General features: G+C 71.8%; 12 protein-coding genes. 9 read left to right on the plus strand and 3 right to left on the minus strand.

Annotated features, from left to right (window positions below; genetic code table 11):
• The first annotated feature begins 25 nt into the window (after positions 1–25).
• The 4 genes from ABZE72_RS05740 to ABZE72_RS05755 all read left to right on the plus strand — a co-directional run bounded on the left by ABZE72_RS05740 (position 26) and on the right by ABZE72_RS05755 (position 3,252).
• Complete coding sequence (locus tag ABZE72_RS05740) at positions 26–736, plus strand: ribonuclease HII (RefSeq protein ID WP_372728064.1); 711 nt, start codon at positions 26–28, stop codon at positions 734–736.
• The gene (locus ABZE72_RS05745) at positions 733–1,041 is read left to right on the plus strand and encodes a DUF2469 domain-containing protein (RefSeq protein ID WP_372728065.1); all 309 of its coding nucleotides are present in this window, start codon (positions 733–735) and stop codon (positions 1,039–1,041) included. The genes ABZE72_RS05740 and ABZE72_RS05745 overlap by 4 nt, the downstream gene beginning before the upstream one ends.
• Before the next feature lie 94 nt (positions 1,042–1,135).
• Complete coding sequence (locus tag ABZE72_RS05750) at positions 1,136–1,615, plus strand: TadE/TadG family type IV pilus assembly protein (protein WP_372728066.1); 480 nt, start codon at positions 1,136–1,138, stop codon at positions 1,613–1,615.
• Complete coding sequence (locus tag ABZE72_RS05755) at positions 1,612–3,252, plus strand: pilus assembly protein TadG-related protein (RefSeq protein ID WP_372728067.1); 1,641 nt, start codon at positions 1,612–1,614, stop codon at positions 3,250–3,252. Before ABZE72_RS05750 ends, ABZE72_RS05755 begins: the two co-directional genes overlap by 4 nt.
• Before the next feature lie 22 nt (positions 3,253–3,274).
• Here ABZE72_RS05755 and ABZE72_RS05760 read toward each other — a convergent pair whose 3' ends face one another.
• Positions 3,275–5,053, minus strand: a complete 1,779-nt coding sequence (locus tag ABZE72_RS05760) for a pilus assembly protein TadG-related protein (protein WP_372728068.1) — start codon at positions 5,051–5,053, stop codon at positions 3,275–3,277.
• On the minus strand, positions 5,050–5,703 hold the full coding sequence (locus tag ABZE72_RS05765; RefSeq protein WP_372728069.1) for a TadE/TadG family type IV pilus assembly protein: 654 nt from the start codon (positions 5,701–5,703) through the stop codon (positions 5,050–5,052). The genes ABZE72_RS05760 and ABZE72_RS05765 overlap by 4 nt, the downstream gene beginning before the upstream one ends.
• A gap of 162 nt (positions 5,704–5,865) precedes the next feature.
• Between ABZE72_RS05765 and ABZE72_RS05770 the strand changes: the two genes are divergently transcribed.
• The 4 genes from ABZE72_RS05770 to ABZE72_RS05785 all read left to right on the plus strand — a co-directional run bounded on the left by ABZE72_RS05770 (position 5,866) and on the right by ABZE72_RS05785 (position 9,925).
• The gene (locus ABZE72_RS05770; protein WP_372728070.1) at positions 5,866–6,240 is read left to right on the plus strand and encodes a YraN family protein; all 375 of its coding nucleotides are present in this window, start codon (positions 5,866–5,868) and stop codon (positions 6,238–6,240) included.
• Positions 6,240–7,829 carry a YifB family Mg chelatase-like AAA ATPase gene (locus tag ABZE72_RS05775; RefSeq protein ID WP_372728071.1) on the plus strand — a complete coding sequence of 530 codons (1,590 nt, stop codon included), beginning with the start codon at positions 6,240–6,242 and terminating at the stop codon, positions 7,827–7,829. Before ABZE72_RS05770 ends, ABZE72_RS05775 begins: the two co-directional genes overlap by 1 nt.
• Positions 7,826–8,950, plus strand: a complete 1,125-nt coding sequence (gene dprA / locus ABZE72_RS05780) for a DNA-processing protein DprA (protein WP_372728072.1) — start codon at positions 7,826–7,828, stop codon at positions 8,948–8,950. Before ABZE72_RS05775 ends, dprA begins: the two co-directional genes overlap by 4 nt.
• 75 nt (positions 8,951–9,025) lie before the next feature.
• On the plus strand, positions 9,026–9,925 hold the full coding sequence (locus ABZE72_RS05785; protein ID WP_372728075.1) for a tyrosine recombinase XerC: 900 nt from the start codon (positions 9,026–9,028) through the stop codon (positions 9,923–9,925).
• Here the strand turns inward: ABZE72_RS05785 and ABZE72_RS05790 are convergent.
• Positions 9,898–10,569, minus strand: a complete 672-nt coding sequence (locus ABZE72_RS05790; protein WP_372728073.1) for a M23 family metallopeptidase — start codon at positions 10,567–10,569, stop codon at positions 9,898–9,900. The two genes, ABZE72_RS05785 and ABZE72_RS05790, sit on opposite strands and share 28 nt — an antisense overlap.
• Positions 10,570–10,959: 390 nt before the next feature.
• On the opposite strand from ABZE72_RS05790, the gene rpsB reads away from it, so the two are divergent.
• Positions 10,960–11,901 carry a 30S ribosomal protein S2 gene (gene rpsB, locus ABZE72_RS05795; RefSeq protein ID WP_372728074.1) on the plus strand — a complete coding sequence of 314 codons (942 nt, stop codon included), beginning with the start codon at positions 10,960–10,962 and terminating at the stop codon, positions 11,899–11,901.
• Positions 11,902–11,914: the final 13 nt, after the last annotated feature.

Below are 11,914 nucleotides of genomic sequence, written 5' to 3' on the forward strand. Positions count from 1 at the left end.
CCATGACCCGACGGGGGAGGTGCCCGTGAGCCGACTGCCACGCGGATCGACCGTGCGCCGAGACGCCGGTCTCTACGGCTACGAGCGTGCCCTGCGCCGACACGGCATCGAGACGATCGCCGGGGTCGACGAGGCCGGTCGCGGGGCCTGTGCCGGCCCGCTGGTGGCTGCCGCGGCGATCCTGCCGTCGGGCCGGGCGGGGATCGTGCCCGGCCTGGCCGACTCCAAGCTGCTGACCGAGAAGGCCCGGGAGCGCTGCTACGACCAGGTCGTGCGGCGTGCGCTCTCGTGGTCCGTGGTCGTGGTCTCCGAGCAGGAGTGCGACCGGCTCGGCATGCACGTGGCCAACATCGAGGCGCTGCGCCGTGCGGTCGCCCTGCTGGACGTCGCGCCGTCGTACGTCCTCACCGACGGGTTCCCGGTGGACGGGCTGGGTGTTCCCGGGCTGGCGGTCTGGAAGGGTGACCGGGTGGCGGCCTGCATCGCGGCGGCGTCGGTGCTGGCCAAGGTCACCCGCGACCGGATCATGTGCGAGCTCGACCGGGAGTGGCCGGCCTACGACTTCCGGACCCACAAGGGCTACATCACCGAGGCCCACACGGCGGCCCTGCGCGAGCACGGCCCGTGCCCGGCGCATCGCATGCGCTTCGTGAACGTACGGCGGGCCGCCGGACTGGAGCCCCTCGCAGCCGTGCAGAATGGCAGCGAGTTGGCCACGAGTGAGGAGCCCGGATGAGCGCCGAGGAGCTCGAGAAGTACGAGACCGAGATGGAGCTGACTCTCTACCGGGAGTACCGCGACGTCGTCTCCATCTTCAAGTACGTCGTGGAGACCGATCGACGGTTCTACCTGTGCAACCAAGTGGACGTGAAGGCGCGGACCGAGGCCGGGGACGTGTTCTTCGAGGTGTCGATGACCGACGCCTGGGTCTGGGACATGTACCGGCCCGCCCGCTTCGCGAAGAACGTCAAGGTGCTCACCTTCAAGGACGTCAACGTCGAGGAGCTCAACCCCGCCGACATCGACCTGCCCAAGGGCTGACCGGAGATTTCTGTTCGCCCTCCCGGCCGCCGGACGACGCGTAGCATTTGCGGCGACGATCGTGGGGATCGTCCGGGGTGGGGTGGAGGGTCTCATGGGGGCGTTGCGCGCCTCGGCTCGAAAGCAGTCACACGGGGCGGCGGCCGTCGAGTTCGCCCTCGTCGTGCCGCTGCTGCTCGTGCTTCTCTTCGGGATCATCAGCTACGGCTACATGCTGAGCTTCCGTCAGTCGATCAGTCAGGGCGCTGCCGAGGGTGCCCGTCAGGCCGCGCTCGCGCCTCCGATCGTCTCCTCGGCCGACAAGACCCAGCGGGCCCGCGACGCCATCAACCAGGCGCTCGGCAGCTACGGGGTCACCTGCTCGGGCGCTGACCTGCTGCGTGGCGGTCAGAAGGTGGGCGCCTGCGTGATCGCCGTGGCCGCGGCCTGTCCCGGCGACGCGCGTCGGAGCTGTACGACGGTCCGGCTCGACTACTCCTACCGACAGAACCCGCTGATCCCGACCGTCCCGGGCCTGGGGGCTGCGTTGCCGCGCTACCTCTCCTTCACCTCGGTCGCCCAGGCCAACGGATGAGCCGCCGCACGCCACGCGACCGCGACGAGCGGGGGGCCGTCCTGGTGTTCATCGCCGCGATGGCGGTGGTGCTGATGATGATCGGGGCCCTCGCCGTCGACCTCGGGATGCAGCGGGTTGCCCGGCGCGACATGCAGGCCCTCGCCGACGTGGTCTCGTTGGACCTGGCCCGTCAGCTCGACGGACGCACAGCGGGAGAGATCGGCAGCCTCCAGGTGTTGGCCGAGATCAGCCGGGACCGCAACGCCGGCACCATCGGCACCGGCGTGCCTCAGGTCACCCCGGTGCTCGGCACGATCGACGCCCGCGGTGCCTTCACCCCGCTCTCGTCGCCGACCCAGGTTCCGACGGCGGTCCGCGTGCGGACGCGGACGGCCGTGAACTTCGCGTTCAGGGCCGGAGTCGGGGCCGCGGATCGTGCCGCAGTGGCGACGGCAGCCTCCTCCGCGTGCTTCTCGGTGGGCTCCTACGCGGCCCGGCTGAACGCCGGGGAGAGCTCGCTGGTGACCGCGCTGAACTCGGTGCTCGGCGGCTCCGTCGACGCGGTCAGCTACCAGGGCCTGGGGTCCGCGCAAGTGTCCCTGGCGGACCTTGCCGCCGAACTGTCGGCGATTCGTCCCGACGACATCGTCAACATCCGTCAGATCCGGGTCAAGGACTTCTACCTGGCCCTGGCCAATGCGCTGACCCGCGAGGGCGCGACCGCGCAGGCACACCTGCTCAACCAGACGATCGGGCAGCACGTCCCGGGCAACCTCAGGTTCGACATCGACCGGATCCTGTCCGTCGGCCAGGGGAGCGGGTCGGCGCTCGACGCCCGGCTCAACGTGCTCGACCTGGTCACCGCCGCTGCCTTCGCCGCCACCGGCACGAACGGTGCCACGGTCCCCACCCTGGCGACCTCGATCCCGGGCTTCGTGACCACCTCGGCCACCGCGAAGGTGGTGGAGGCCCCGCGGATCGGCTGTGGCGCGGTGGGGACGAGGGCCCGGACCTCCCAGGTCGGGGTCTACCTGACCGGGGTGGCGACGCCGCAGTTCACGGTGTCGTCGTACACGCTGAGCAACATCCGCGCCGACGTGAAGCTCGCCCTCGACGTGGCCCCGGGGAGCGCGACGCTGGCCATGATCAGCTGCGAACCACAGTCGGTCGAGCTGCTGACGGCCTCGGGGCTCGTCACGCCCAACCTCGAGACCGTCGTCAGCTTCGTGACCTCGGTGAGTGGCCCGGCCGGCCTCCCCATCTCGATCACGGTCAAGGTGCCGGTGACGATGACCGCCGAGCGTCCGCCGGTGGCAGGCCGGGCCCGCATCGACATGCCGCCGTACGACCGGGCGGTCACCTCGTCACCGCGCGGCAGTCTGCTGTCCGGCGGGTCGCCCAGCCCGGTGGTCGGCGACCCGGTCGCGACGGTGACGCTCACGGGTACGCCGTACCTGCTGACCGCGGACACCAAGTCGCTCTTCCGGGGGGCGGTCAGCGGCTACGTCATGACGCGGCTGCTGCCGGACCTGGACGCGGGGATCACCACCGCGGTGCGCAACACCCTCGGGATGGACCTGGCCGGCATCGACGTCTTCGGACACCAGCAGCCGAACTGCAACAGCCCCGAGCTGGTCAGCGGTCCGAACGACTGAGTGGCCGAGGCCCGACGGAGCGCTACTCGATCAACCGGACCGGGTCGCCGCCGATGGTGGCGTCCCAGACGGTGATGTCGGTGACGATGCCCGCGAAGGTCACCCGAACCTCGAACCAACATCCGCCGAGGGTGGTCGGGTTGCAGTTGTAGTCGGCCGGGATCGGGATGATCATGTGCTGCAGTTGGCCGTTGTGGGTGGAGTTCTGCACGCTCACCGAGCACCCCGAGACGGGGGTGTACGGCGCGTTGTCCAGCGCAGCTCGGCAGCCCGGGATCCCGCCCCCGCCGCCGGTGATCGAGCCGGTCGCGTCGGCCGGCGGGAAGACCGTCACGCTGCCGGGCAGGGTCGAGCCGTCGGCGACGTCGTAGAAGTCGAACGCGATGAACTGGCCTGCGGTCGAGGGCAGGGCACGGATCAGGTTGAAGCGGGCCGTGCTGCCGGAGGTGTTCTGGAACATCGGCATCCGCTCGAAGCCGGCCACGGAGACCTTGTTGCGCAGCGCCGCGACCGCCGGCACCGCCCGCAGCGAGAAGGAGTTGACGCCGCGGCCGTTCAGGGTGTTCCCGTTCGGTGCCGCGGCCGCGGCGTTGCCGCTGTAGACGAGCGGGGGGTGCCCGTTGGTGTTCGGGCTGGGGGTGCCGCCCAGCGAGACGTTGGTCCGGACCTGCAGGAAGTAGTCACCCGCCACGGTCGGAGTGAAAGTGCACAGGGAGACCCACTGGTGGAAGATCCGGGCCAGCTCGCGGTTGTACGTCGGCGCCGTGCCGGTCAGCTCGAGCACCAGCTGGGCGGCCGGCACCAGCTTGTTCACTCCCCGGAACTGCTTGGTGCAGCCCGGGATCACGGCGCCCTTCATGGGGTCGGCCGTCGAGGTGGTCTGGCGGAGCACGAAGGAGGTGTCGGGGACCTCGCCGCTGGTCGGGCCGAGGTAGTCGCCCGAGCAGTAGATGGAGTTGCCGGCGCCGTAGCGGGCCTTGCCGTCCGTTGTCGTGTACGGGTTCAGGTTGTTGGCGATCAGGCCCGGCAGCGGGAGCAGGGTGCAGAAGGTGCCGCCCGACGCGCCGGTGAAGATGTACGCCGGGTCGTAGATCTGGACGTCGATGGGCGTGTTCACGGCCTCCGGCTCGACGTGCACGGCGAAGAAGTAGCCCTCCGGTCGGGTCTCGTCGTTCGTGCCGCCGGAGCAGCCGTAGACACCGCTGGAGCAAGGCGTCGTCATGTAGCGGTCACCGTCGCGCTTGTTGGTCGACGGCCCCTCGATCACCCCCCAGAACTGGGGGGTGGAGGTGCAGTTGGGGAACGGTGACGTCGGCAGTGCGCTGCCGACCGGCTGGGCGGCACCGGGCTGGCTGGGGGGCTCGTTGCCGAAGGTGTTGCAGGGGCTGCCCATCAGTGCGGGCGCGGTGTAGTCGGCGACGGAGGTGCGAGAGATCGTGGCGGTGGGCACCCCGAAGGACGCCCCGAAGCTGTTGCGGATCGTGCTGCTGATGGTCACCCGGAGCTGGCTGCTGCGCGGACCCTGGGCGACCGCCACCGTGGTGGTGGCGTCATTGGAGTAGCCGTTCCCACTGGCATGGGCCAGGGCGGTCGCCTTCGCGGCGCCCAGGTCGCCGGGCATGTGGGTGACGCCGGCCAGGGCGGCAGCGTCCGCGGCCTTCTGGACGCGCTCGCCCTCGACGTACCAGCGGGCCGTGTCCACCCCGATCGCCGAGACCCCGAGGAAGACGGTGGCGGAGAGCAGCGCCACGAGGATCGCCGCGTAGCCCGCTTCGTCGCGCCGTCGCAGGTGTCGCGTCATGGGTGCTGCCCGGCGCCGCAGGTCACGGTGGGCAACGGCTCGAAGGCGAAGACCGAGTGGTCCTGGATCGAGACTCCGCTGCCGAAGAGACCCGAGATGAACGAGTGGGTGGCCTTCATGTAGATGCCCACGGAGTCCGGGTTGTTGTTGGCACAAGCATTGATGGTCGTCGAGCCCCAGGTGCCGCTGAGGTAACGGAACGAGTCCGTGCTCTTGACCCAGGTGTAGCGCACACAGTTGGTGGAGCAGACCCAGGTGGTGTTCCCCGAGGCTCCGGGATAGCCCTGGTTGTTGGCCTTGTAGACCCACAGCTCGTTGATCGTGTCGGGCGGCAGGGCAGAGCCGGCGCGCTGGATGGCGTTCGCGGCCAGCTGGGCGAGCTTGGGGGCATTGCCCGGGGTGCACGGCGAGGTGCAGCCTCCGCTCTCGTCGACACCGCCCGGGCCGGAGCCGGCGTTGGCCGACGCGGTCCGTCCGCCCACGCGGACGGCGGAGGAGAGTGCGACGTGGTCGCGCATCAGCAGCGACATCTCGATGATGCCGAAGACGAAGATCATCAGGATCGGGGTCACCAGGGCGGCTTCGACCGCGACGGCTCCCCGAGCATCGCGCCGTCGTCGTGAACGCACGGACATCCTGACCTCCCCCATGTCTAGACGAGGGTATCCCTCCCTCCCGGCGCTCACGGACGAACCCGGGATTCGCGCCGGTCCTCGTGCACAGCCGGGTCGACGGACCGACTCCTCCCCAGCCGCCGTCCGGGTCCCGGCACGACCGCCCGCTCGGAGACAGCCTTGGGCCTGGAGGTGCACATGAGCGGATCGAGATCGGCTGTCAGCAAGCAGGCGCTCGGGGCGTACGGCGAGTCTGTCGCGCTGCGACACCTGGTCGAGCAGGGGATGGTGCTGCTCGACCGGAACTGGCGTTGCGCCGGAGGGGAGATCGACCTGGTCCTGCGCGACGGTGACGTCCTGGTGATCTGCGAGGTCAAGACGCGCAGCAGCCTCGCCTGCGGGAGCCCCCATGAGGCCGTCGGACAGCTCAAGCTGACCCGGCTGCGACGCCTGGCCGCGCGGTGGCTGGAGGAGCATGGGGTGCGACCCCGCGACGTACGCATCGACCTGGTGGCGGTGCTGCGCCCCACCCGGGGCGCCTCGGTCGTCGAGCACGTGCGGGGGCTGTCCTGATGGCCTTCGCCACCACGCGCACGATTGCCCTGCAGGGGGCGTCCGGCCACCTCATCGACGTCCAGGCCGACGTCTCGCCCGGCGTGGTCGGCACGACGCTGGTGGGGCGCCCCGACGTCTCGTTGAACGAAGCGAGGGATCGCTGCCGGATGGCGGTGGTCAACAGCGATCTGGACTGGCCCTCCACCCGGCGGATCACGATCCTGCTGTCGCCGGCCGACATGGCCAAGCGGGGGACCCACTTCGACCTGGCCATCGCTGTCGCCGTGCTCGGTGCGTCCGGACAGCTGCCGGCCGCAGCCCTCGAGGACACCGTGTTCGTCGGCGAGCTGACGCTCTCGGGCGGCCTGCGCGGGGTTCCGGGTGTGCTTCCGATGACCCTCGCCGCAGCGGCGCGGGGCATCACGCGGGTGGTCGTGCCCGAACCCCAGGCGTCCGAGGCGGCCATGGTCCCGGGGATGAGCGTGTTCGGGATGCGCTCGCTGGCGCAGGTGGTCGCCGAGCTCCAAGGCGTGGAGGTCCCTGAGGCTGCCCCGGTCGCCCCGATGTCGGGAGCGCGGCTGCTCTCCTGGCGCGGTGAGGAACGCCTCGGCGAGCTCGACCTCGCCGACCTGCGGGGGATGGACGACGCGCGCTATGCCGTGGAGGTGGCCGCCGCCGGGGGGCACCACCTGATGCTCTCGGGCCCCAAGGGCGCCGGCAAGACCACCCTGGCCGAGCGGATTCCCGGGCTCCTGCCCGACCTCGACCCCACCGAGTCCCTGGAGCTGACCGCGATCCACTCGCTGGCCGGCGCCCTCGAGCCGGGTGACGGGAGACTGACCCGTCCCCCGTTCTTCGCGCCCCACCACGACGCCAGCAAGGCGAGCCTCCTGGGCGGCGGGACGGGAAGGGTCCGTCCGGGCGAGATCAGCCGGGCCCACTGCGGGGTGCTCTTCCTGGACGAGTTCCCGCTCTTCCGGACCGACGTGATCGACGGCCTGCGCCAACCGCTCGAGAGCGGCGAGGTGCACCTGGCCCGTGGTGGCGAGTCGGCCACCTTCCCGGCCCGGGGGATGGTCGTGCTGGCCTGCAACCCGTGCCCGTGCGGCGGCTACCACGCGCAGGCACGGCACAACACCTGTGACTGCAGCGAGCTCAAGCGCCGGGTCTACCGGGCGCGGGTGAGTGGTCCCGTCAGCGACCGTATCGACATCCTCCGTCACGTCGCCCCCCTCTCGCCCCACGACGCGACCGATCGTTTCGCGGAGCCGGAGAGCACCGCGACGGTGCGCTCGCGGGTGGAGGCTGCGCGTCGGCGACAGGCCGAGCGGTACGCCGGTTGCAGCTGGCGGCTGAACGGTCAGGCGCCCGGCCCGCTGCTCGGGGACGCCTGGCCCCTGGAGCCGGCCGCCAGGCGTGCGGTCGACGATGAGCTGTACGCAGGCCGACTCACCAGCAGGGGAGCGGTCCGGGTGCACCGGCTCGCCTGGACGGTGGCCGATCTGCGCGGGGTCGAGCGCCCCGGACTCGCCGAGGCCGACGTCGCCCTGCGCCTGCGCACCGGGGAGCCGCTGGACCTCGCCACCTTGGCCCGGAGGGCCGGATGAGCGATGCGGAGCGACGCGCCCGCGTGGCCCTGAGCCGACTCGCCGAGCCCGGCGACCCTCGGCTCGCCGGTCTGGTCGCGGAACTCGGGGCGATCGTCGTGCACGACCATCTCCTGGCCGAGCGGGAGCTGGGCGGACTGCAGACCGATGTGGCCGCCCGGCTCGCGGGGATGGACGCGGAGGGCGACCTGGAGCGTGCCGATCGTCTGGGGTTGCGCTACGTGATCCCGGGGGACGACGACTGGCCGACCCAGCTCGACGACCTCGCCGCGCCCCCTCCGGTGCAGGGTCGGGGCGGCCCGCCCCTCGGGCTGTGGGTGCGTGGACCGCTGCCCCTGGCACAGCTGACCGACTCGGTCTCGGTGGTCGGGTCGCGCTCGGCCACGACGTACGGCGCCGAGGTCGCCGCGCGGCTCTCGGCCACCCTGGCCCGATCAGGCTGCGCGGTGGTCTCCGGTGCCGCCTTCGGCATCGACCAGGCGGCTCACCGGGGTGCGCTCGCCGGCGAGGGGGCCACGGTGGCGGTGCTCGCGTGCGGCGCGGACCGGGTCTACCCCGCAGCCCACCGGAGCCTGCTGGACCACCTCGGTGCCGAGTGCGCGGTGATCTCCGAGCTGGCTCCCGGCTGTTCACCGACCCGTCTGCGCTTCCTGGCCCGCAACCGGCTGATCGCGGCGCTGTCCCGGGCCACCGTGGTCGTCGAGGCCGCCGTCCGCAGCGGCGCCCTCAACACGGCCAACTGGGCCGGGCGGCTCAACCGCCCGGTGCTGGGTGTACCCGGGCCGGTGACGAGCGCACCGTCGGAGGGCGTGCACCAGCTGATCCGGGCCGGGGTCGCCACCCTGGTCACCTCGGGTGAGGAGGTGCTGGAGATGGTGGGTGCGTCCGGCGAGCACCTCGTGGAGGTGCCGCGGGGCCGCGAACACGCACGCGACCGGCTCTCGTTGCGTCAGCAGCAGGTGCTCGACGGCGTCCCCGTGGCGAGCCCGGCGCACGCGGACTCGATCGCCCGTACCGCGGGCCTCGGACTGGTCGAGGTGCGCGCAGCCCTGAGCCAACTGGCGGCCCGCGGCCTGGTCGACAAGTCCGAGCGAGGGTGGCGGCTCGCCCGGGACGAGTGACCTCCGTGGGCGGCCGGGGGGTCCTAGACTCGACGTGTGGGAGCCAGCGAGGTCGTCGAGGAGCTCCCCGAGCCGATGGCCCGGGTCCTCGGTGAGTACGAGCGTCACCTCGTCTCCGAGCGCGACCTCACCCCGCACACCGTCCGCGCCTACGTCGCCGACGTGCTCGGGCTGCTGGACCACGCGGCGCGTCTGGGACAGCTCGACGTCGCCGAGCTGGATCTGCGCACGCTGCGCAGCTGGCTGGCCAAGCAGCAGACGATGGGCCGCTCCCGCACCACGCTGGCCCGCCGCGCGACGGCGGCTCGCGTCTTCACCGGCTGGCTGCTCCGGACCGGCCGTACGCCGTCGGACGCCGGTGCGAGCCTGGGCTCGCCCAAGGCGCACAGCGCGCTGCCGTCGGTGCTGCGCGCCGACGAGGCCGCGGACCTGATCCGTGCCGCTGCGACGCTGGCCGACGACGGCAGCCCGCTCGGGGTGCGCGACGTCGCCATGCTCGAGCTGCTCTACGCGACCGGGGTCCGGGTGGGCGAACTCGTGGGGCTGGACCTGGACGACCTCGACCGGGAGCGTTCGGTGATCCGGGTCCTCGGCAAGGGCCGCAAGGAGCGCGCGGCCCCCTTCGGTCAGCCGGCCGGCCAGGCCCTCGACCGCTGGTTGCGGCAGGGGCGGCCCACTCTGCAGACGGCGGCGTCGGGCGCAGCGCTCTTCCTCGGTGCTCGTGGGGGCAGGATCGACCAGCGGGCGGTGCGCACCCTGGTCCATCGCCGGATCGCCCAGGTCCCGGGAGCCCCGGACATCGGCCCGCACGGGCTGCGGCACACCGCCGCCACCCACCTCCTCGAAGGTGGGGCCGACCTTCGCTCGGTCCAGGAGCTCCTCGGGCACGCCTCGCTGGCCACCACCCAGCGCTACACCCACGTGACGACGGACCGGCTGCGCCGCGCCTACCAGCAGGCGCATCCGCGCGCCTGACGCCACCAGGCGTCGTAGGGAAGCGCGGGCCTCGTGGCCCGCCTCAGCGGGACCTGCGAAGCCGTCGAGCGCCCCCGGGCCGCCAGGGGCAGCAGTCGGACCGGTCCGGCATCGACCAGCAGCAGCGGATCGAGGTACGTCGCGCCGCGCAGCCACCCCCAGTGCAGGCACGTGACGGGGAAGCAGTGCGATCCGCCGAGCGCGAGCTTGCCGAGCACTGCGCCGGCGGCGACCCGTTCGCCCACCCGCACCTCGGCCTCGACCGGCTCGTAGGTCGTCCGGGTGGCGCCGTGCTGCACCACGACCACACCTCGGCCGGCGATCGCGCCGACGAAACCGACCCTGCCGGGCAGGGCGGCGCGCACCGCCTGACCCACCACCCCGTTCAGGTCGACCCCACGGTGTCCGCTGCCCCACGGCGAGTCGGGCGCCGCGAACCGCTGGGCCACCACGGGTCGTGGTCGCAGCGGCCAGGTGCCCGCCGGGGACGTACGGGGCTCCTCGCGGGGCACGTGGTGGGGTTCGGCGTGGGCCGCCCCGCCCCAGGCGGGAACCACAGCGGGCGCCACGGCGGGAACCACGGCGGGCGCCGGCGCGGGCAGCCCGGCAGCGACGAGGGTCAGGGACGCGATCAGGAGTCTCATGGCGACCAGCGTGGGCGGCTGCCCGGACCTGCGACGGAGCGAGGCCCACTCCTGGGGAGCAGGGCGCCGCGGGGGACACCTGTGCAGGCGGAGCGGGGGAGGGGACCGCGATTGGCGGCCGCGCTCTCGCAGGGACTATCCTCAGCACAGCAATCCATGCGGATTGACTTCGCACGCTCGCTGACCACGACAGGCTCGCTTCCCGGGGCCTGACCACCCGTGGGCGACGATCCTCAGTCCCGGAGAGATCCGGGTCGGATCGCGCGTGGGCGTCAGGACAGCCGACACCCGTCGGTTGTGGCAACTGAAAACGACCGGAGCAGCACCCCGGTCCACCCTGTTCCAAGGGCGGACACAACGGCGGTGCCTCCACCACAGGAGAACACGAACATGGCAGTTGTGACGATGCGCCAGCTCCTCGAGAGCGGCGTCCACTTCGGGCACCAGACCCGTCGCTGGAACCCCAAGATGAAGCGCTTCATCATGACCGAGCGCAACGGCATCTACATCATCGACCTGCAGCAGTCGCTGGCCTACATCGACCGCTCGTACGCCTTCATCAAGGAGACCGTCGCCAAGGGCGGCACCGTGATGTTCGTCGGCACGAAGAAGCAGGCCCAGGAGGCCATCGCCGAGCAGGCGACGCGCGTCGGGATGCCCTACGTCAACCAGCGTTGGCTCGGCGGAATGCTCACGAACTTCCAGACGGTGCACCAGCGGATCAACCGGCTCAAGGAGCTCGACGAGATCGACTTCGACGACGTCGCCGGCAGCAGCCGCACCAAGAAGGAGCTGCTGCAGATGCGCCGCGAGCGCGACAAGCTGAACAAGTCGCTCGGCGGTATCCGTGAGATGACCCGCACCCCCTCCGCGGTGTGGATCGTCGACACGAACAAGGAGCACCTGGCCGTCGAGGAGGCGCGCAAGCTGCACATCCCGATCATCGGGATCCTCGACTCCAACTGCGACCCCGACCTGGTCGACTTCCCGATCCCCGGCAACGACGACGCGATCCGCGCCGTCGGCCTGCTCACCCGCGTGATCGCCGACGCCGTCGCCGAGGGCCTCATCGCCCGGTCCGGCGCCAAGGCCGGCTCCGAGGGTGCGGCTGAGGTCGGCGCCGAGGAGCCGCTGGCCGAGTGGGAGCGCGAGCTGCTCGCCGGCGACGCCGAGAAGGTTGCCGTCGAGGCCACCGGCGGCGACGCCACGGCCGAGACCCCCGCCTCCGAGGCCATGGGCGCTGCGTCCGAGGCCGCCGAGGCGACCGAGGCCGCCGAGGCCACCACCGAGGCCACCACGGACGCGCCTGCGGCCGACGAGGCCAAGGCCTGACGTTCTTCGGTCA

The organism is Nocardioides sp. (assembly GCF_041600255.1).
In the GTDB taxonomy this organism is placed as follows: domain Bacteria; phylum Actinomycetota; class Actinomycetes; order Propionibacteriales; family Nocardioidaceae; genus Nocardioides.